This is a genomic window from Luteimonas sp. A534, from assembly GCF_054072805.1.
Genome location: NZ_JBSVRR010000001.1, coordinates 769,707 through 790,390, shown reverse-complemented (window position 1 = coordinate 790,390; position 20,684 = coordinate 769,707). Strand labels below are relative to the sequence as shown.

The 20,684-nt window shown below is 71.0% G+C and carries 10 protein-coding genes; 9 read left to right on the top strand and 1 reads right to left on the bottom strand.

What is annotated here, in order from left to right; all coding sequences use genetic code 11:
- Window positions 1-67 precede the first annotated feature (67 nt).
- The 5 genes from smc to epmA all read left to right on the top strand — a co-directional run bounded on the left by smc (window position 68) and on the right by epmA (window position 8,365).
- Entirely contained in the window at window positions 68-3,571 is a 3,504-nt protein-coding gene (gene smc, locus ACW5F0_RS03545) for a chromosome segregation protein SMC (protein ID WP_456999036.1), read from the top strand.
- A gap of 19 nt (window positions 3,572-3,590) precedes the next feature.
- On the top strand, window positions 3,591-4,346 hold the full coding sequence (gene zipA, locus ACW5F0_RS03540) for a cell division protein ZipA (RefSeq protein ID WP_456964647.1): 756 nt from the start codon (window positions 3,591-3,593) through the stop codon (window positions 4,344-4,346).
- 235 nt (window positions 4,347-4,581) lie between these two features.
- On the top strand, window positions 4,582-6,942 hold the full coding sequence (gene ligA / locus ACW5F0_RS03535) for an NAD-dependent DNA ligase LigA (RefSeq protein ID WP_456999035.1): 2,361 nt from the start codon (window positions 4,582-4,584) through the stop codon (window positions 6,940-6,942).
- Window positions 6,939-7,418, top strand: a complete 480-nt coding sequence (locus tag ACW5F0_RS03530; RefSeq protein WP_456964646.1) for an N-acetyltransferase family protein — start codon at window positions 6,939-6,941, stop codon at window positions 7,416-7,418. Before ligA ends, ACW5F0_RS03530 begins: the two co-directional genes overlap by 4 nt.
- Window positions 7,415-8,365: an EF-P lysine aminoacylase EpmA gene (epmA, locus tag ACW5F0_RS03525; protein WP_456964645.1), complete on the top strand. Its 951-nt coding sequence runs from the start codon at window positions 7,415-7,417 to the stop codon at window positions 8,363-8,365. The genes ACW5F0_RS03530 and epmA overlap by 4 nt, the downstream gene beginning before the upstream one ends.
- Here the strand turns inward: epmA and ACW5F0_RS03520 are convergent.
- Entirely contained in the window at window positions 8,344-9,159 is an 816-nt protein-coding gene (locus ACW5F0_RS03520; protein WP_456999034.1) for a CPBP family intramembrane glutamic endopeptidase, read from the bottom strand. The genes epmA and ACW5F0_RS03520 overlap by 22 nt on opposite strands.
- A gap of 88 nt (window positions 9,160-9,247) precedes the next feature.
- Here ACW5F0_RS03520 and mtnA point away from each other — a divergent pair, with 88 nt between their 5' ends.
- From mtnA to pbpC, 4 genes are all read left to right on the top strand, one after another.
- Complete coding sequence (mtnA, locus tag ACW5F0_RS03515; protein WP_456964643.1) at window positions 9,248-10,324, top strand: S-methyl-5-thioribose-1-phosphate isomerase; 1,077 nt, start codon at window positions 9,248-9,250, stop codon at window positions 10,322-10,324.
- A gap of 146 nt (window positions 10,325-10,470) precedes the next feature.
- Entirely contained in the window at window positions 10,471-13,194 is a 2,724-nt protein-coding gene (gyrA, locus tag ACW5F0_RS03510; RefSeq protein ID WP_456999032.1) for a DNA gyrase subunit A, read from the top strand.
- A gap of 172 nt (window positions 13,195-13,366) precedes the next feature.
- Window positions 13,367-18,298: an alpha-2-macroglobulin family protein gene (locus tag ACW5F0_RS03505; RefSeq protein WP_456999030.1), complete on the top strand. Its 4,932-nt coding sequence runs from the start codon at window positions 13,367-13,369 to the stop codon at window positions 18,296-18,298.
- A gap of 16 nt (window positions 18,299-18,314) precedes the next feature.
- Window positions 18,315-20,681: a penicillin-binding protein 1C gene (gene pbpC, locus ACW5F0_RS03500; RefSeq protein WP_456999029.1), complete on the top strand. Its 2,367-nt coding sequence runs from the start codon at window positions 18,315-18,317 to the stop codon at window positions 20,679-20,681.
- Window positions 20,682-20,684: the final 3 nt, after the last annotated feature.

The window sequence follows — 20,684 nt, the reverse complement described above, 5'->3', positions numbered from 1 at the left end:
CTGCATTTCCCCGAAACCGACCGCCGCCACGGCCCGCCCGTGTGCCGCCGAGGCAACCGACCGCCGCATGCGCCTGTCCACGATCAAGCTCTCGGGTTTCAAGTCCTTCGTCGATCCGACCACCCTGCACCTGCCGACCAACATGACCGGCGTGGTGGGGCCCAACGGCTGCGGCAAGTCGAACATCATCGACGCCGTGCGCTGGGTGATGGGCGAGAGTTCGGCCAGCCGCCTGCGCGGCGACTCGCTGACCGACGTGATCTTCTCCGGCTCGAACTCGCGCAAGCCGGTGTCGCAGGCGACGGTCGAGCTGATCTTCGACAACAGCGACCACGCCATTACCGGCGAATTCGCGGCCTTCAACGAGATTTCGGTCAAGCGCCTGGTGTCGCGCGACGGCCAGAGCAGCTACTACCTCAACGGCGCCAAGTGCCGCCGCCGCGACATCACCGACCTGTTCCTTGGCACGGGCCTGGGGCCGCGCAGCTACTCGATCATCGAGCAGGGGATGATCAGCCAGATCATCGAAGCCAAGCCCGAGGAACTGCGCGTGTACCTGGAGGAGGCCGCCGGCATCTCCAAGTACAAGGAGCGCCGCAAGGAAACCGAGACCCGCATCCGCCACACGCGCGAGAACCTCGATCGTCTTGGCGACCTGCGCGACGAGGTCGGCAAGCAGCTCGGGCATCTCGCGCGCCAGGCGCGGCAGGCTGAGCAGTACACCGCGATCCAGGCAGAGCGCCGGGTGCGCGACGCCGAGTGGAAGGGGCTTGAATACCGTGCGCTCGACGCGAAGCTGTCCAGGCTGCGCGAGGGCCTGGCGCAGGAAGAGACCCGTCTGCAGCAGCTGATCGCCGAGCAGCGCGAAGCCGAGCGCGAACTCGAGGAAGGCCGCGTCAGGCGCGAGGAGGCGATGGACGCGCTCAACCGCGCCCAGGCCGCGGGCTACGAGGTCGGCGGCACCCTGGCGCGCATCGAGCAGCAGATCGCGCACCAGCGCGAACTCTCGCAGCGCCTGCTGCGTGCCCGCGAGGAGGCCGAGGACGCGATCGCCGAGCTGGCGCAGCACATCAGCGGCGACGAGGAGCGCCTGGCGATCCTCGAGGAATCGATCGCCGAGGCCGAGCCGGCGCTCGAAGCCCTGCGTGAAAGTGACGAAACGCGGCAGGACGCGCTGCGCGATGCCGAAGGCGCGCTGGCCGACTGGCAGGAGCGCTGGGACGCGCACAGCGGCGAGTCCAGCGAGGCGGCGCGTGCGGCCGAGGTCGAGCGCACCCGCGTCGACTATCTCGACCGGCAGTCGCTGGAAGCCGACCGGCGCCGCGAAGCGCTCTCCGCCGAGCGCGCCGGCCTGGACCTGGATGCGCTGGCCGAAGCCTTTGCCGGCGTCGCCGAGGAACACGAGACGCAGAAGCTCGCGCTGGACGGCCTCAACGAAGGCCTGGAAGCGCGCAAGCAGGCCGCGCTCGACCTGCAGGACCAGCAGCGTGCGGCCCAGCAGGAAATTTCCGAGGTGCGCAAACTGGCGCAGGAGGCCCGCGGCCGCCTGTCCTCGCTTGAAACCCTGCAGCATGCGGCGCTCGGCCAGGAGCAGGGCGCGGCGGTGGCCTGGCTGCGCCAGCGCGGCCTGGACTCGGCCACTCGCGTGGGCGAGGCGCTGGAGGTCGATCCGGGCTGGGAGAACGCGGTCGAGGGCGCGCTCGGGCAGATGATCGAGGGCGTGCTGGTCGAGAGCCCGGAAGCCTTGGTGGAAGCCTTGGCCGACCTGGGGGAAGGCCGCATCGCGCTGGTGTCGGCCGACGCCGGCGACGCTGATTTCGCGCCGACCTCGCTCGCCGCGCGCGTGCGCGGCCCGCTGGCCATCCGCCGCCTGCTGGCGCGGCTGCACGTGGCCGATTCGCTGGCCGATGCGCGTGCGCTTCAGGCACGGCTGGAGCCGGGCGATTCGGTGATCACCCGCGATGGCGAGCGCCTTGGCGCCGGCTGGCTGCGGGTGCTGCGCTCGGGTGCGGCGCGCCAGGGCGCGCTGCTGCGCGAGCGCGAGATCCAGGGCCTGCGCGAACGCATCGAGCAGTTGCAGGCGCGCGAGGCCGAACTCGAAGCCGCGCTGGCCAACGGCCGCGAGCGCCTGCTGGCCGCCGAGCAGGCGCGCGAGGACGCGCAGCGCCAGCTCTACCACGCACACCGCAGCGTTTCGGAGCTTGCCGGCCGGCTGCAAGGCCAGCAGGGTCGGCTCGACGCGGCCCGCAACCGCATCGAACGCATCGACGCCGAACTCGCGCAGCTTGGCGAATCCATCACCGGCAGCGGTGAACAGGCGCGCGAGTCGCGCGGGCGGCTCGAGGACGCCGTCTCGCGCATGGCCGAACTCGAAGGCCGCCGCCGCGAGCTGGACGCCGAGCGCGCGCGCCTGTCCGCGCTTCGCGACGAAGCCCGCACCGCCGCCCGCGAATCCCGCGAGCAGGCCCATGCGCTGGCGCTGCAGCTGGAAGCCCAGCGCACCCAGGCCAATGGCCTGCGCCAGGCCCTGCAGCGCATGGGTGGCCAGCGCGGCCAGCTCGACAGCCGCCTCGGCGAGATCAGCACCCAGCTTGCCGCCGGCGACACCCCGGTCGACACGCTGGAACAGCAGCGCCAGGCCGCGCTTGCCGAGCGGGTGAACGCCGAGCAGGTGCTGGCGCAGGCACGCAGCGCGCTCGATGGCGTCGACGCCGGCCTGCGGCAATACGAACAGGTGCGCCACCAGCGCGACGAGCAGGCCATCGCCCAGCGCGAGGCCATCGCCCAGCGCCGCCTCGACCAGCAGGCACTGGTGATCCACGCCGAGCAGCTGGGCGCGGCCGTGGTCGAGGCCGGTTTCGTGCTCGACGACGTGGTCGCGGGCCTGGCCGACGATGCCGAGGCCACCGCCTGGGGGCGCATGGTCGCCGACTTCGACGCGAAGCTGCGCCGGCTGGAGCCGGTCAACCTCGCGGCGATCCAGGAGCATGTCGAGGCCGCGCAGCGCAAGGAGTACCTCGACAGCCAGGACGCCGACCTCAACTCGGCGCTGGAAACGCTGGAAGATGCGATCCGCAAGATCGACCGCGAGACCCGCGGCCGCTTCAAGGACACCTTCGACCGCGTCAACTCCGGCGTGCAGGAAATCTATCCGCGCCTGTTCGGCGGCGGCCACGCCTATCTCGAACTCACCGGCGAGGACCTGCTCGACACCGGCGTGGCGATCATGGCGCGCCCGCCGGGCAAGCGGGTGTCCAACATCTCGCTGCTGTCGGGCGGCGAGAAGGCGATGACCGCGGTGGCGCTGGTGTTCGCGATCTTCCAGCTCAACCCGGCGCCGTTCTGCCTGCTCGACGAGGTCGATGCGCCGCTGGACGAGGCCAACGTCGGCCGCTTCAGCGCGATGGTCACCGAGATGAGCGAGAAGGTGCAGTTCCTGTTCGTGACCCACAACAAGGCGACGATGGAAGCCGCGAGGCAGCTGTCGGGCGTTACCATGCGCGAGCCCGGCGTCAGCCGGCTGGTGTCGGTGGACCTTGCGGAAGCCGCGCGCCTGGCCGGCGCCGCCTGAACCAACACGGGAGAGTGGAATGAGCGATACCTGGCTGCTGCGGATCGGGATCCTGGTCGCGGGCGTCCTGCTGTTCGCGGCGATCTGGTACTTCGGCACCCGTCCGCGGAGCCCGCAGGGCCGCCGCGTGCCGGCGAAGGCCGCGTCCGCCGTGCGCGAGGAGCGCATGGAGCCGACCCTGGGCGCGCAGCTCGAGCGCGAACTCGGCGAGGGCGAGGCGTTTCCGGCCGAGGAAGCGGTGCAGAGCGAGATGGACCTGCTCGACGGGGCCGTCGGCGGGACTGCGGGGGCGACGGTCAGCCAGTATGGCCAGCGCGTCAGCGACGACTTCGACAAGATCGTGACCTTGTACATCGCGGCGCGCGCGGGCAACGTGCTGCGCGGCCCGGACATCGTGGTGGCGGCCGAGAAGGCGGGGCTGACCTATGGTCATCTCAGCGTGTTCCATCGGCTGGTCAACGGACATCCGGAGCGGGGGCCGGTGTTCAGCGTGGCCAACATCCGCCGTCCCGGGAGCTTCGAGATGGCCGAGATCCAGTCGTTGGAGACGCCGGCGATCGCGTTCTTCCTGACGCTGCCGGCGCCGGTGTCGGCGCTCGATGCGTGGGATGCGATGCTGCCGACGGCGGAGCGCATGGCGGAGCTGCTGGACGGGGTGCTGTTGGACGAGCACCGCAATGCGCTCGGGCGCCAGCGGATCTCGCACCTGCGTGAGGAATTGCGCACGTACGATCGCGAGCAGGATGTGCCGATTACGCGCAGTCCGGACTGGTAGCCGGAGGGCGATAACGCCAAAGGCGGAAGGGCGTGCCTTGGAGGCGCGCGGTACGGCAGGTGGGCGGGTACTCCGTGGGCTGACCACGTGGTGGTCTTTATGCCCACTGCGTACCCGCCCACCCGCCTTGCGGCGCTGTGCCGCGGGCCGCCGGGAGGAGCAGTGCCGGCGCGAGCACTGGCCTCAACGCATGGACGGGTGCCTCGGGAACGCGTGGCCGTCTTACAATCTGCGGATGCCACAGAACGCCCGGAAGCGCGCCGCCGAACTGCGCCGGCTGATTGACGACGCCAACCATCGTTACCACGTGCTTGACGATCCGGCGCTGCCGGATGCGGAGTACGACCGGCTGCTGCGCGAGCTTGTTGCGCTCGAAGCCGCCGATCCGTCGCTGCAGACACCGGATTCGCCGACGCTGCGCGTGGGCGGCGTGCCTTCGGGCAAGTTCGCGACGGTCCGGCATACGGTGCCGATGCTGTCGCTGGGCAATGCCTTCAGCGATGGGGAGGTGGCGGAGTTCGTTGCCCGTATCGTGCGCGAGACCGGTGACGAAATGCCGGTGTTTTCGGTGGAGCCGAAGTTCGACGGGCTGGCGATCAGCCTGCGTTACGAGGATGGGCTGTTCGTGCGGGGGGCGACCCGTGGGGATGGTGCGTCGGGGGAGGATGTCGCTGCCAATCTGCGCACGGTGAAGGCGATCCCGCTGCGGCTGCGGGACGATGGCAGCGAAGCGGGTGGCCCGGGTATCCCGGAGGTGCTTGAAGTGCGTGGGGAGGTTTATATGCCGCGCGCGGGCTTCGAGGCTTACAACCAGTGGGCGCTGGCGCACGGGGCCAAGCCTTTGGCGAATCCGCGCAACGGGGCGGCAGGGTCGCTGCGGCAGCTCGATCCGGCGATCACGGCGAAGCGGCCGCTGGCGTTTTTCGCCTATTCGCTGGGCGAGGTGAAGGGCGTCCGCGTTCCGGCCACGCATTCGGGCGTGCTCGCGTGGCTGCGTAGGCTGGGGCTGCCGGTGTCGCCGCTGGTGGAGTGCGCCACGGGCCTGGCGGGCGTGCTCGATTACTACCGTCGCATCGGCGAGGCGCGCGATGGGCTGCCGTACGACATCGATGGCGTGGTCTACAAGCTCGACAGCCACGAGCTGCAGGCGGACCTGGGCTTCGTCTCGCGCGCGCCGCGCTGGGCGATCGCGCACAAGTTCCCTGCGCAGGAAGAGGCGACCGTCGTCGAGGCGATCGAGGTGAATGTCGGCCGGACAGGTGCGGTCACGCCCTGGGTGCTGATGCGGCCGGTGCACGTGGGCGGCGTGACCGTCACCCGGGCGACGCTGCACAACGCCGACCAGGTCGCGCGCCTCGACGTGCGCGTGGGCGACACGGTGATCGTGCGCCGCGCGGGCGACGTCATTCCGGAAGTGCTGCGGGTGATCCCGGAGCGTCGGCCGGAGGGCACCACCGCCTGGCGCATGCCGGAGCATTGCCCGGTCTGCGGCTCCGAGATCGTGCGCGAGGAGGGTGAGGTGGTGGCGCGCTGCAGCGGCGAGCTCGTGTGTCCGGCGCAGCGCGTGCAGGGCTTGTTCCATTTCGCGTCGCGCCGTGCAATGGACATCGATGGCCTGGGCGAACGGCTGATCCAGGCGCTGGTGGACTTCGACTACGCGAAGAGCATCGCCGACCTCTATGGCCTTGGCGTGGACGACTTCGTTGAAATGCGGCGCCGCGCGGACGAGCGCGATGGCACCACGCCGGAGACGGTGAAGTCGGGGAAGGTCGCGACCAGGTGGGCGGAAAACCTCGTGGCCGCGATCGAGCGCAGCCGGGAGACCACGCTCGAGCGTTTCCTGTTCGCGCTGGGCATCGAACACGTGGGCGAGAGCACGGCCAAGGCGCTTGCCGCCTCGTTCGGCGACCTCGACCGCATCCGGCGGACGCCGTGGCCGCTGTTCAAGCGCGTGCCCGATATCGGCGACGAAGTCGCACGCGCGCTCGGCCACTTCCTGGACCAGCCCGGGAACCAGGCGGTGATCGACGGGCTGCTGGCCGCGGGCGTGCACATCACCGATACCCGGGCGCCTTCGCCGAAGCTGCGCGAAGGTCTCGACCTGCAGACGCTGCTGGCCGACCTGGGCATTCCCAGGCTCACGCCCCTGCGGGCGAAGCAGCTGGCCGATGCCTTCCCGGATGCCGCGAGGCTGCTCGACCAGGAGCGCCACAACTTCGTGATGGCAGGCCTGCCCGACGACACGGCGACCGCCGTGGCCGGGTGGCTGTCCGTCGATGCCAACGCGCGCCTGCTGCTGGCCGCGGGGGCGATGCAGGCGGAGTTGCTGGCCGCGCTGCCCGAGGACACCGCGGCGGCGGGGCCGCTGGAAGGCGTGACCGTGGTGCTGACGGGCACGCTGGAATCGATGGGCCGCGACGAGGCGAAGCAGAAGCTCGAGGCGCTCGGCGCCAAGGTGTCGGGCAGCGTGTCGAAGAAGACCGGCTTCGTCGTCGCCGGTGCCGAGGCCGGCTCGAAGCTGGTCAAGGCCACCGAACTCGGCGTCGACGTCTGGGACGAGGCGCGACTGCTGGCCTTCATCGGGGCGCAGGCATGAGCCGACTGCCGGATGCACCGCTGTCGCTGCGCGCCGCGGGGCCGGAAGACCTGCCCGGGATGCTCGACATGCTGCGTCGCTTCTACGCCGAGGACCGGATCCCGCTGGATGAATCCCGCGTGCGCCGCGGGCTCGGGCAGCTGATCGCCGACGCTTCGCTCGGCGCGGTGCTGCTGGCCGAAGCCGACGGCGCCTGCGTGGGTTACCTGGTGCTGGGGTGGTGCTTCAGCATCGAGCAGGGCGGCCGCCACGTGCTGGTCGACGAGCTGTACGTCGAGCCCGCCGCGCGTGGTCGCGGGCTGGGCGCAGCGCTGCTGGCCAGCGCGTGCGACTGGGCGCGCCAGCACGGTGCCGAGGTCGCGCGCCTGGAAGTCAATCGCCACAACCCGCGTGCGAAGGCGCTGTACCTGCGCGCCGGCTTCCGCGACGACGATCGCGACATCCTCAGCATCGCGCTCGCGCCGGTGGACGCGTGAACCACGACGCCCTGCGCCTGCGCGCGCGCCTGAACCGGCTGGTGCGTGACTTCTTCGACGCCCGCGGCGTGCTGGAAGTCGAGACCCCGGTGATGTCGCGCGGCGGCAACACCGATCCCAACATCGCCTCGTTCACCGTCGAGTTCGGCGGCCGCACCCACGGTGCGCCACGCACGCGCTGGCTGCGCACGTCCGCGGAATTCCCGATGAAGCGCCTGCTCGCCGAAGGCATCGGTGACTGCTACGAGCTGGGCCGCGTGTTCCGCGACGGTGAGGCCGGCGGCCGCCACAACCCCGAGTTCACCATGCTCGAGTGGTATCGCGTGGGCTGGACGCTGGATCCGTTGATCGATGAAACCGCGGAACTGGTGCGCGCAGCCCTCGCGCTGGTCGGTCGCGAGGCGGGCTTCCGCAAGGTCTCGTTCCGCGAGGTCTACCGCGAAGCGCTCGACATCGACCCGATGACGGCGTCCCTGGCCGAGCTGCAGGCGGCGTTCCCCGGCCAGGTCGACCCGAAGGGCCTCACCCGCGACGACTGGCTGGACCTGCTGATGACCCATCGCATCCAGCCGGCGTTCCCGCCGGGCCAACTGTTGGCGATGCATGACTATCCGGCCACGCAGTGCGCGCTGGCCAAGGTCGTGCGGCGCGATGGCGTGGATGTCGCCGAGCGCTTCGAGCTCTACCTCGGCCCGCTGGAGCTGGCCAACGGGTACCACGAACTCACCGACGCCGACGAACAGCGCGCACGCTTCGCGCGCGACCACGGCGTGCGTCGACCACGCGGTGACGTGCTGCCGCCGATCGACGAAGCACTGCTGGCGGCGCTGGCCGCGGGCCTGCCCGATAGTGCCGGCGTCGCCCTCGGCATCGACCGCCTGCTGATGGCGATGCTCGGCACCGGCGCCATCGCCGACGTGCTGGCCTACGACTTCGCGCAGGCCTGAGCGCGCCACGAAAACCCAGGGGCGCGGATGCCCAGCACCGTGCCGATGGTGGCCGACGGCAGCAGCGCGAACGCGATGAACTGCAGCGTCTCCACGCCTCCCACCGTGGCCACGCCGTGCTGCGGCGAAAGCAGGAGCGCCGTGGCCGTCATCCACGCGGTATGCACGCCCATGGCCAGCCAGACGCTGCCACCGACGGCGCGGGCATAGCCCAGGATCAGCGCCAGTCCGGGCAGGAACATCCACTGCTGGAGAGACGCCAGTGCACCCACCGCCCACGCGAAGGCGATGAACAGTGCGGCCTGCACCAGCAGTGCGACCCAGGCCGCACGGGTCCGGCCGACCCGTCCCTGGATGTAGCCGCGGAACACGAGTTCTTCGGGAAACGCTTCGACCAGGAACACGCCGAGCGCCGCAACCGGGATCGCGGCGAGCACTTCCGTGGGGGAGGCGTGCACGGCGACCGTCGTCCAACCGGCTGCAGTGCACAGCGCCAGTCCGATGGCGGCCGGCAGCGTCCATAGCGCTATACCGAGGAAGAACGCCCGGGCATTCGCGCCCGCCGAGTGATGGCCGAGCATGCATGCCGCCAGCCGCTCCCGGCGCGCAAGCAGCAGCACCGTGGCCAGCACCACGGCCGAGAGCGCCAAGCCGAGCAGTACGTGGCCCCCGGTGCCGCGACCGGTCGAGAGCGGCATCCCGAAGCGCCAGCAGGCCGCCATCACGCACAGCAGTATCGCCACGCGCAGCACGGCCGGAATCCAGGGGGTGCGGGTGGGGCGAGGCAGGTCCATGGCGCGATTGTCGAGCATGCACGGCGCCATTCGTACTGACAGCTGTCATGCGAATCGGCCGCGATGCGCGGGGCGGTAAACTTGGCGGATGGACACCGCCATCGATTACGCCCGCTACGACCGCATCCGCCCGATCCGCTGGACCGGCGACGCGCTTGAACTCCTCGACCAGCGCAAGCTGCCGTTCGCGACCGGGTACGTGACCTGCACCGACAGCGACGCCGTCGCCGAAGCGATCCACGGACTGGCAGTGCGCGGGGCGCCCGCGATCGGCATTGCCGCCGCGTGGGGGGCGGTGCTGGCAGGGCGTGCGATCGAGGCGCGCGACGCCGCCGACGCCGCGGAACGCCTGGAGCCCGCGTTCCAGCGTCTCAACGCCGCGCGTCCGACGGCCGTCAACCTGGCCTGGGCGCTGGGGCGCATGCGTGCCGCGCTCGTGCGCGCGCAGGCCGGTGATGGCGATGTGGACTGGCGTGGCGCGCTCGAGGCCGAGGCACGTGCGATCGAGACCGAGGACCTGGCCGCCAACCGCACCATGGGCGTGCTGGGCGCCTCGCTGATCGCGCCCGGCAGCGGCGTGCTCACCCATTGCAACACCGGCTCGCTGGCCACCGCGGGCTTCGGCACCGCACTGGGCGTGATCCGCGCCGGCGTGGCGCAGGGGCGCGTCGGCCGCGTGTTCGCCGGCGAGACCCGGCCCTGGAACCAGGGCGCGCGGCTGACGGTGTGGGAGCTGCAGCAGGACGGCATCGACGCCACCCTGATCGCCGATGCCGCCGCCTCGCACCTGATGAAAGGGGGCGATGTGCAGTGGGTGGTGGTGGGCGCCGACCGCATCTGTGCCAATGGCGACGTCGCCAACAAGATCGGCACCTACCAGCTGGCCATCGCCGCGCGCCACCACGGCGTGCGCTTCATGGTGGTGGCGCCATCGTCGACGGTCGACATGGCGACGGCATCGGGCGACCTGATCGAGATCGAGGAACGTGATCCGGGCGAACTGCTGGGCGCCGCGGGCAGTCGCACCGTCGCCGAAGGCGTGCAGGCCTGGAACCCGGTGTTCGACGTGACCCCTGCCGGACTGATCGATGCGATCGTCACCGAGAAGGGGATCGTGGAACGTCCAGGCGAAGATGCGATGCGGGCGCTGTTCGCCACCGTCTGAGCGCACGCAAGCCATTGATTTCAGGTCGGATTGGTCGCCTGAAGACTCGCGTTTTGTGATAGAATCCTAGGGTTCCGCCGAGGTGTGTGCGTGGCGTGCCCATGCGCGCCCTCCGGCGGCTTCCCGAATCACTGCAAAGGGTCGCAATGGCCGAGCTCGCCAAGGAAATCATCCCGGTCAATCTCGAGGACGAGATGCGCCGCAGTTACCTCGATTACGCCATGAGCGTGATCGTGGGCCGCGCGCTCCCCGACGTCCGCGACGGACTCAAGCCGGTGCACCGGCGCGTGCTGTTCGCCATGACCGAGCTCGGCGCGCACAGCAACAAGCCCTACTACAAGTCGGCGCGTATCGTCGGTGACGTGATCGGCAAGTACCACCCGCACGGCGACCAGTCGGTATACGACACCCTGGTGCGCATGGCGCAGCCGTTCTCGCTGCGCTACATGCTGGTCGACGGGCAGGGCAACTTCGGCTCCATCGACGGCGACTCCGCCGCGGCCATGCGTTACACCGAGGCGCGCATGTCGCGCCTCGCGCACGAGCTGATGGCCGACATCGACAAGGACACGGTCGATTTCCAGCCCAACTACGACGAGAAGGAGCTGGAGCCGACGGTCATGCCGACCCGGTTCCCGAACCTGCTGGTCAACGGCTCGGCCGGCATCGCGGTCGGCATGGCGACCAACATCCCGCCGCACAACCTGGGCGAAGTGGTCGACGCGCTGATCGCGCTGATCGACAACCCCGACATCGACATCGACGGCCTGATGGAATACATCCCGGGCCCTGACTTCCCCACCGGCGGCATCATCAACGGCGTCGGCGGCATCCACCTCGGCTACCGCACCGGCCGTGGCCGCGTGCGCATGCGCGCCAAGGCCGACATCGAGATCGCCGACAACGGCCGTGAGTCGATCATCGTCACCGAAATTCCCTACCAGGTGAACAAGGCGCGGATGATCGAGAAGATCGCCGAGCTGGTGAAGGAGAAGAAGCTCGAGGGCATCAGCGAGCTGCGAGACGAGTCCGACAAGGACGGCATGCGCATCTACATCGAGATCAAGCGGGGTGATTCCGCCGATGTGGTGCTGAACAACCTGTACCAGCAGACCCAGATGGAGTCGGTCTTCGGCATCAACATGGTGGCGCTGGTCGACGGCCGCCCGAGGCTGCTGAACCTCAAGGACTTCCTCGAGGCCTTCGTGCGCCACCGCCGCGAAGTGGTCACCCGCAGGACCATCTTCGAGCTGCGCAAGGCGCGCGCACGCGCGCACATCCTGGAAGGCCTGACGGTCGCGCTCGCCAACATCGACGAGATGATCGAGCTGATCAAGACGTCCGACAACCCGCAGGTCGCCAAGGAACGCATGCTCGCGCGCCTGTGGCAGCCGGGCCTGGTCGGCGCGCTGCTGGGTGCCGCCGGCGCCGAGGCGTCGCGTCCCGAGGACCTGCCGGATGGCGTCGGCCTGCTGGTCCATGCCGATGGCAGCACGGGCTACCAGCTCACCGACATCCAGGCGCAGCAGATCCTCGAAATGCGCCTGCACCGCCTGACCGGGCTGGAGCAGGAGAAGCTGACCGAGGAGTACAAGCTGCTGCTCGACGTCATCCGCGGCCTGATCGAGATCCTGGAGGATCCGGACGTGCTGCTGGAGGTGATCCGCACCGAGCTGCGCAACGTCAAGGAAGAGTTCGGCGATGCGCGCCGCAGCGAGATCCGCGCCAGCGAGGAAGACCTCGACATCCTCGACCTGATCGAGCCCGAGGACGTGGTGGTCACCGTGTCGCAGGCCGGCTATGCCAAGCGCCAGCCGGTCAGCGCCTACCGCGCGCAGAAGCGCGGCGGCCGTGGCCGCAACGCCGCCGCCACCCGCGACGAGGACTTCATCGCCCAGCTGTGGCTGGTCAATACACATGACACGCTGCTGGCCTTCACCAGCCGCGGGCGCGTGTTCTGGCTGCCGGTGCACCAGCTGCCGGAGGCCGGTGCGAACGCGCGCGGGCGCCCGCTGGTCAACTGGATGCCGCTGGAAGAGGGCGAGAAGGTGCAGGCCGTGCAGCCGGTGCGCGAGTACCGCGAGGATCAGTATGTGTTCTTCGCCACGCGCCGCGGCACCGTCAAGAAGACCCCGCTCACCGAGTTCGCCTACCGCCTGGCGCGCGGCAAGATCGCGATCAACCTCGAGGACGGCGACGCGCTCGTCGGCGCCGAGCTGACCGACGGTTCGCGCGACATCATGCTGTTCGCCAGCAACGGCAAGGCCGTGCGCTTCGACGAAAGCGCCGTGCGCGCCATGGGTCGCACCGCGACCGGCGTCCGGGGCATCCGCCTGGCCGACGGCGAGTCGGTGGTGGGCCTCATCGTGGCCGAGTCCGCGCAAAGCCTGGACGAGTCCGAGGACGATGATGTCGTTGTCGACGGCACCGCCGAGGTCGTCCAGGACGAGCGCGAGGGCGAGCCGGACGCCTACGTCCTGACCGCCACCGCCAACGGCTACGGCAAGCGCACGCGCTTGGCGGAATACCCGCGCAAGGGTCGCGGCACCCAGGGCGTGATCGGCATCCAGACCACCGAGCGCAACGGCCCGCTGGTGGCCGCGGTGCTGCTCAGCCGCGAGGACGAGGTGCTGCTGATCTCCGATGGCGGCACCTTGGTGCGTACGCGCGCCGCCGAGGTCTCCGTGGTCAGCCGCAATACCCAGGGCGTGACCCTGATCCGCCTCGGCGTGGGTGAGCGCCTGCAGGCCATCGAGCGCGTGGACGGCTCGATCGGCAGCGACGATGACGAGGGCGACAGCGATGCCGAGGCCGGTACCGCTGCCGTCGATGCCGGTGCAGGTGGCAGCGGCGAAGCTGCAGCCGACTGAGTCGGCACAAGCGGCAGCACCGCGATCCCCCGCCCCCTTCCCTTCGTGGGAGCGGCTAAAGCCGCGATGGCCTGACCTGGCAATCGCAGCTATAGCTGCTCCTACAAAGGCGGGCGCCGCCCTTCCCGACGCCCGGCCCTGCTTATACTGCCGGCGACTCGGGAGGGAAGGCATGCACGCAATGAATGGAATCGGGCGTCCGCTCGGCCTGCGGCTCTGCGCCGCGGCAATGATGGTGCTGGCGCTGCTGGCAGTGGGCTGCAAGCGCAACGAAGGCGGGCAGATGCCCGCGCCCAGCGGCGAAGCAATCGTCGCCGAGCGGACTGAAATCGATGGATTCGGACTGGTGCGGGCGTGGCCCGACCAGGAGCAGGGCTCGCTCGCGCTGGCAGTCGAATTCTCGCAGCCGCTGGTCGGCACCCAGGACTTCGACGCGCTCCTGACCTTTGCCGAGCCGGTGGCCGCCGACAGCGGCTGGAGCCTGGACGACGACGGCCGCGTGCTGCGCTTCCCCTTCGCGCAGGCCGACCGCGAGTACACGCTGCGCATCTCCGCCGCGCTCACCGCTGCCGACGGCAGCACCCTGGGCCGCGACATCGAGCAGAAGGTCTACACCGGCGAGCTCGAGCCCGCCGCCGGCTTCGCCTCGCAGGGCAGCGTGCTGCCGGCACGCGAGTCGCGCGGGCTGCCGGTGGTGTCGGTGAACGTCGAAGAGGTCGACGTCGAGTTCCTGCGCGTGCGCGACTCCGAGCTGTCCCGCTTCTTCTCCCAGTACCAGCGCGGCGGGCGCCGAAGCAACTGGGACCTGGACAACCGCTACCGCGGCAGGCCCACGCTTGCGCGCATGGCCGAGCCGGTCTACGTCAACCGCTTCGTGCTCGGTGGCCAGCGCAACGAGCGTGCGGTGACCTACCTGCCGCTGCAGGACATCGCCGAGCTGCAGCAGCCGGGGCTGTACTTCGCCACCATGAAGCGCGCCGGCAGCTTCGATGGCATGTACGACACCGCCTTCTTCACCGTCAGCGACATCGGCCTGCACGTGCGCGCCTATGCCGACCAACTGTTCGTGCATACCGCATCGCTGCAGGGCGGCGGGGCGCTTGGTGGTGTCGAGCTGCGCGTCCTGGGCGACGACGGCGGCACCGTGTTCAAGGCGGAGACCGACGGCAACGGCAACGCCGTGCTCGACCACAGGCTCGACGCCGCGCAGGTGCTGGTGGCCACGCGCGGCAGCGACGTGTCGATGCTGCCGTTCAACCAGCCTGCGCTGGACCTGTCGGAATTCGCGGTCGCCGGTCGCAGGCAGGCCTGGTTCGAGGTCTTCGCCTGGTCCGGGCGCGACCTCTATCGCCCGGGCGAAACGGTGCGCGTCTCGGCGCTGCTGCGCGACGCCGACGGCAAGCCGGTGCCGGCTGCGGCCGACGGCAAGGCGCAGCCGCTGTTCGCACGGCTGAAGCAGCCCGACGGCAAGACCTTCGTGGAATCGCGGCTCGAGTCCGACGCCCAAGGCTACTACCGCTTCGAGAAGGAGATTCCGGTCGAGGCGCCTACCGGGCGCTGGCAGGTCGAGTTCCGCACCGATCCCGCCAGCAAGGAGGCGGTGCAGGGCATGGCGCTGCGGATCGAGGAGTTCCTGCCCGAGCGCATGAAGCTCGAACTCGACAGCGCCCAGGTGCGCCTGGCCAAGGGCGATCCGCTGCGCGTGGAGGTCACGGGTGCCTATCTGTACGGCGCACCGGCGGCGGGCAACCGCTTCACGGCGCGGCTCGCGGTCACCGTCGAGCAGCACCCCGTGGTGTCGCTACCCGGCTGGTTCTTCGGTGATCCCACGGTGTCGCTGCCGCGCGAGGCCAGCGACGTGGTCGATGCGACGCTCGACGACGCCGGCACGCTGATGCAGGCACTGCCGCTGCCCGCCGAGGTGCGCGGAGACACGCCGGTATCCGTGGTGCTCGCGGGCAGCCTGTACGAAACCGGCGGTCGCACCGTCAACCGCAGCCTCCAGCGCGTGCTCTGGCCCGCGGAGGCGCTGGTCGGCGTGCGTCCGCTGTTCGACGACAAGGACGGCAGCGACGCCAACGCCAATGCCGGCTTCGAGATCCTCCGCGTGGATGCGGAAGGTACGCCGGCGCCGCTGGCCGGCCTCGAGCTCAAGCTGGTGCGCGAGCGCCGCGACTACCACTGGAACTTCGACGAGGACAGCGGCTGGAACTACAACCACACCAGCCGCTTCGAAGTGGTGGAGACCCGGACCGTGGATGCCGGATCCACCGCACTGCGCGTGGACTTCCCGGTGGAGTGGGGCGGGTACCGGGTCGAGGTCCGCGATCCGCAGACCGGGCTCGTCACCCGCTATCCCTTCAACGCCGGCTGGAGCTGGAACGACGACAACCGCGGCCTCGATGCGCGGCCCGACAAGGTCAAGCTGGCCCTCGACCGCACCGGCTACCGTGCCGGCGACACCCTGGAAGTCACGGTCACGCCGCCGCACCCCGGCAAGGGCCTGTTGCTGGTGGAGAGCGACAAGCTGCTCTACGTGCAGGCGATCGACGCCAGGGCCGGCAGCAGCTTCCGCATCCCGGTGACCGAGGACTGGGAGCGGCACGATGTCTACGTCACCGCACTGGTGTTCCGCGGCGGCAGTGCCGCCAGCAAGGTGACGCCGGCGCGCGCGGTGGGCGTGGCCCACGTGCCGATGGCGCGCGACGACCGGCGCGTGGCGGTCGGGCTGTCGGTGCCGAAGCAGTCCAAGCCCGCCGAGACCCTGCGCGTGACCCTGGCGGTGCCGGAGCTGGCGGGCACGACCGCACGCGCGACGGTGTCCGCGGTGGACGTGGGCATCCTCAACATCACCCGCTACCCGGTACCCGATGCCAACCGCCACTTCTTTGCCCAGCGCAGGCTGGGCGTGGACGCGTACGACATCTACGGGCGCGTGATCGAAAGCCTGGACGGCGGCACTGCGCGACTGCGCTTTGGCGGCGACGCCGGCATCGAAGCGCTGCCGCAGGCGCGGCGGCCGACCGCCCGCGTGCAAACGGTGGATCTGTTCTCGGGTCCGGTGACGCTCGACGGCCAGGGCAATGCCACCGTCGAGTTCCCGCTGCCCGATTTCAACGGCACCCTGCGCGTGTCCGCCCTGGTCTTCAGCGACGCCCGCTACGGCAACCGCGACACCGAAGTGCTGGTGCGCGCGCCGCTGGTGGCCGAGGCCAGCATGCCGCGGGTCATGGCGCCCGGCGACCGCGCCACGGTGACGCTCGACCTGAGCAACTTCACCGGCAAGGCCGGTGACTTCCGCGTGCGCGTGGAAGGCATCGGGCCGCTGCAGGTGGAGGAGGGCACGCGCGAGGTGAAGCTCGCAGCCGACGGACGTTCGACCCTGTCCTTCCCGCTGCGTGCGCTCGACGGGCACGAGGTCGCCAAGGTCCGCTTGCGCGTGGACGGCCCCGGGGTCGCGGTCGATCGCAGCCACGACCTGCCGGTGCGCGCGCCGTGGCCACAGGTGCTGCGCTCGCGCAGCCTGGTGCTGGATCCGCTGGCCCCGGTGGTGCTCGAAGCCGCGCTGGCCGAGGGCATGCTGCCGTCTTCGGTGAACGCGCGCCTGGGCCTGAGCGCCACGCCGCCGATCGCCTTTGCCGCCGCCCTCGAGGGGGTCTTGCGCTATCCCTATGGTTGCGCGGAACAGACCGCGAGCAAGGGCTATGCGGCGCTGATGCTGGACGCGCCCACCGCCGAGGCCTACGGCATGTCGCCGCTCCCCGCTGACGACCGCCTGCGACGCATGGAAAGTGCGCTGGGGCGGCTGGCCGCGCTGCAGGCCGGCTCCGGCCACTTCGCCATGTGGGGCGGCAGCGGCCGCACCGAGCCGATGCTGACCCCGTATATCGCGGAGTTCCTGCTCGATGCGCGCGACGGTGGCTTCGACGTGCCCGACGCGATGTTGCAGAAGGCGCTGTCGCGCATGTCCGAAGACCTGCTGTCCGACGGCGAGCAGTTCTACGGCCGCGACAACCGCAGCCACCTGCGCCTGGCGTACAAGGCGCACGCGGGCTACGTGCTGGCGCGCCTCGATCGCGCGCCGCTGGGCACGCTGCGCGCGCTGTACGACGGCGAGCGCAAGTCCGCGCGCAGCGCCATGCCGCTGGCCCACCTGGGCCTGGCGCTGGCGCTGCAGGGCGACGTGACCCGCGGCAACAAAGCGCTGGACGAAGCCTTCGCGTGGAGCGGCGACCGCCCCGGCTGGCTGGGCGACTTCGGCACGCCGCTGCGCGACGCCGCGCTGATGCAGGCCCTGGTGCAGGAGCACGACCTGGCCACGCCTCAGCGCAGCAGCGGCCTGCGCACGCTCGGCCTCGAGCTCGACGCCCGCCGCAAGGCACGCTGGTTCTACCTGAGCACCCAGGAGCAGTCCGCGCTCGCGCGCCTGGGCCACGCGCTTGCGGGCACGCCCGGCCGCAGCTTCAGCGGCACCCTGGTCGAAGGTGGCGTGGAAGAGGCGCTGGAGCCGATGCGTCGCTTCTCGCGCAGCTACGGCTACGAGGCCCTTGCGGCCGGCGTCCGCCTTGCACCGACGGGCGAGCCGCCGCTGTACGCGAGCATGGACGTCGCCGGCATCCCGCGCACCGCGCCCACGCCCGATGACAGCGTGCTGAAGGTGGAGCGCAGCTGGTACACCACCGACGGCAAGCCCTGGGCACCGCGTGCGCTGCGCGAGGGCGAGGCTCTGGTGGTGCGGGTCACGGTGACCGCCGACCGCGCCATGCCCGACGCGCTGCTGACCGACCTGCTGCCGGCGGGACTCGAGGTCGAGAACATGAATCTCGGCGACGCCTCGGCCTGGGCCGACGTGGTCGTGGGGGGTATCCATCTCAACGAGCGCGGCCACGCTGCCGACCTGCTGCACGAGGAGTTCCGCGACGACCGCTACGTCGCCGCCCTGCGCTTGGATGCGGGCCGTGCCGCCGACGTGTTCTACCTCGTGCGCGCGGTCACGCCCGGCGAATACACCGTGCCGCCGCCGCTGGTGGAAGACATGTACCGCCCGGAGCTGCGCGGCGTCGGCCGCGCGCAGCCGGCGCGCATGACGGTGGTGCAGCCGTGAGCTGGGGCGGTGCGGCGTGGGGTCGGGCGTAGACCGTCCGAAGTGGCGCGCACGCCTGCTGCCAACGCTGCGCTGGGGCGCGGTCGCGCTGCTGCTGTCGCTGCTCGTGCTCGACCTCGCGTTCCCGCCGCCGCTGCCCGAAGCCCGTGACCACGCCACCCTGGTCACCGCGCGCGACGGCACGCCGCTGCGCGCCTTCGCCGACGCCGAGGGGGTGTGGCGCTATCCCGCGTCCGAAAGCACCGTCTCGCCGCTCTACGTCGAAGCACTGCTGGCCTATGAAGACCGCTGGTTCCGCCGCCATCCGGGAGTGAACCCGGTGGCGCTGCTGCGTGCCGCGTGGCAGGCCGCGGCCAGCAGGCGCATCGTGTCCGGCGGCTCCACGCTGACCATGCAGGTGGCGCGCATCCTCGAACCCCACGCGCGCACGCCGGCGGGCAAGCTGCGGCAGATGCTGCGCGCGCTGCAGCTCGAGGCGCACCTGTCCAAGGACGAGATCCTCACCCTGTACCTGGAGCGCGCGCCCTTCGGCGGCACCATCGAAGGCGTGGAGGCGGCGAGCTGGGCCTATCTCGGCAAGCCGGCGGCACGACTGTCACACGCCGAGGCCGCGCTGCTGGCGGTGCTGCCGCAGGCGCCGACGCGACTGCGGCCCGACCGCGCGCCCGAGGCCGCGCGGCGCGCGCGCGACAAGGTGCTGCAGCGCATGGTCGACCGTGGCCACTGGAGCCGCGCCGAGGTGGATGACGCACGGGTCGAAGCGGTCGTCTCGCGCGCGCTGAAGCCGCCGCTGTCGGCGGCGCTGCTGGCACAGCGCCTGCGCTCGCAGCGACCGCGCGCCGAGCGCATCGAATCCACCATCGACGCCGCGTTGCAGCGCACGCTCGAAGAGCGCCTCGGCGCCTCTGTCGGCCGCCTGCCCGAGCGGACCTCGGCGGCGTTGCTGGTGATCGACAACGAGACCATGCAGGCGCGAGCCTATCTCGGCACCGCGGCCTTCGGCGACGCCGCGCGCCTGGGCCACGTCGACATGGTGCAGGCCTGGCGTTCGCCGGGTTCGACCCTGAAGCCCTTCGTCTATGGCATGGCGCTGGATGACGGCCTGGTGCATTCGCAGAGCCTGCTGCTCGATGCGCCGCAGTCCTTCGGCGGCTACCGCCCGGGCAATTTCGACGCCGCCTTCAATGGCCCGGTGGCGGTGGCCGATGCGCTGCGCCTGTCGCTCAACGTGCCGGCCGTGGACCTGCTCGACCGCGTCGGGCCGGCGCGCTTCGCGGCGCGCCTGGACCACGCCGGGATCGGCCTGCGCTTTCCCCGTGGTGCCAAGCCGAACCTCACGCTGATCCTGGGCGGCACCGGTGCGCGCCTGGAAGACCTGGTCGGCGCGCATGCGGCGCTGGTGCGTGGGGGCATCGCAGGGCGCGTCCGCTACGCCGCCGACGATCCGCTGGTGGAGCGCCGCCTGCTGTCGCCGGGCGCGGCCTGGATCGTGCAGGAGATCCTGGCCGCGAATCCGCGGCCCGGCGAGCGCGTCGACACCTTCGACACCGGGCGTCGCCCGCGGGTGGCGTGGAAGACCGGCACCAGCTACGGCTTCCGCGATGCCTGGGCGCTGGGTGCCACCCGGCGCTACACCGTCGGCGTCTGGGTGGGACGTCCCGACGGCACGCCGCTGCCGGGCCAGTACGGCGCGGTCACCGCGCTGCCGCTGCTGTTCGAAGTCGTGGACAGCCTGCCGCAGCGCCCGGGCGACGGCGCGCGCCTGCCGCGTCCGGCCAGCGTGGGCGAAGCCGAGGTGTGCTGGCCCTTGGGAACGGCCGCCAGCGCGCAGCCCGGGGACGCCTGCCAGCGGCGGATGCAGGCATGGGTGCTGGACGGCGCGGCGCCGCCGACGCTGCCCGAGCGCGACATCCGCAGCTGGGCGACGCGGCTGGAACGGATCGAGGTGGATGCCGCCACCGGGCAGCGGCTCACGGCCGACTGTTCGCGACCGCACGAGCGGCGGCTGCGCAGCATCGCGCGCTGGCCTGCGCTGGCATCGCCCTGGCTGGGCGCGACCGAACGCAGCGCGTCGCGCCTGCCGCCATTGGCGCCGGACTGTGCCGACGACGGACGCGGAACCACGGTCGCCATGCACATCGAGGGCGTCAACGAGGGCGCGCTGCTGCTGCGCGCGCCGGGATCATCGCGGCCGCCGCGGCTGGCGCTGCGCGCGGTCGGGGTCGATGGCGAGGTGCAGTGGCTGCTCAACGGGCGCCTGGTCGGCAGGACCCGCGGCGGCCAGGTGCTGTGGCGCGAGTTCGGCGAACCCGGCCGCCAGCAGCTGACCGCTCTGGCCGAGGGCGGCGCCTGGGCCAGCCTGTCCTTCGAGGTCGGGCGCTGAACC

Coding starts and splice junctions, on each gene's coding strand:
- smc (WP_456999036.1), top strand. CDS start 68: ATGCGCCTGTCCACGATCAAGCTCTCGGGTTTCAAGTCCTTCGTCGAT.
- zipA (WP_456964647.1), top strand. CDS start 3,591: ATGAGCGATACCTGGCTGCTGCGGATCGGGATCCTGGTCGCGGGCGTC.
- ligA (WP_456999035.1), top strand. CDS start 4,582: ATGCCACAGAACGCCCGGAAGCGCGCCGCCGAACTGCGCCGGCTGATT.
- ACW5F0_RS03530 (WP_456964646.1), top strand. CDS start 6,939: ATGAGCCGACTGCCGGATGCACCGCTGTCGCTGCGCGCCGCGGGGCCG.
- ACW5F0_RS03520 (WP_456999034.1), bottom strand. CDS start 9,159: ATGGACCTGCCTCGCCCCACCCGCACCCCCTGGATTCCGGCCGTGCTG.
- mtnA (WP_456964643.1), top strand. CDS start 9,248: ATGGACACCGCCATCGATTACGCCCGCTACGACCGCATCCGCCCGATC.
- gyrA (WP_456999032.1), top strand. CDS start 10,471: ATGGCCGAGCTCGCCAAGGAAATCATCCCGGTCAATCTCGAGGACGAG.
- ACW5F0_RS03505 (WP_456999030.1), top strand. CDS start 13,367: ATGCACGCAATGAATGGAATCGGGCGTCCGCTCGGCCTGCGGCTCTGC.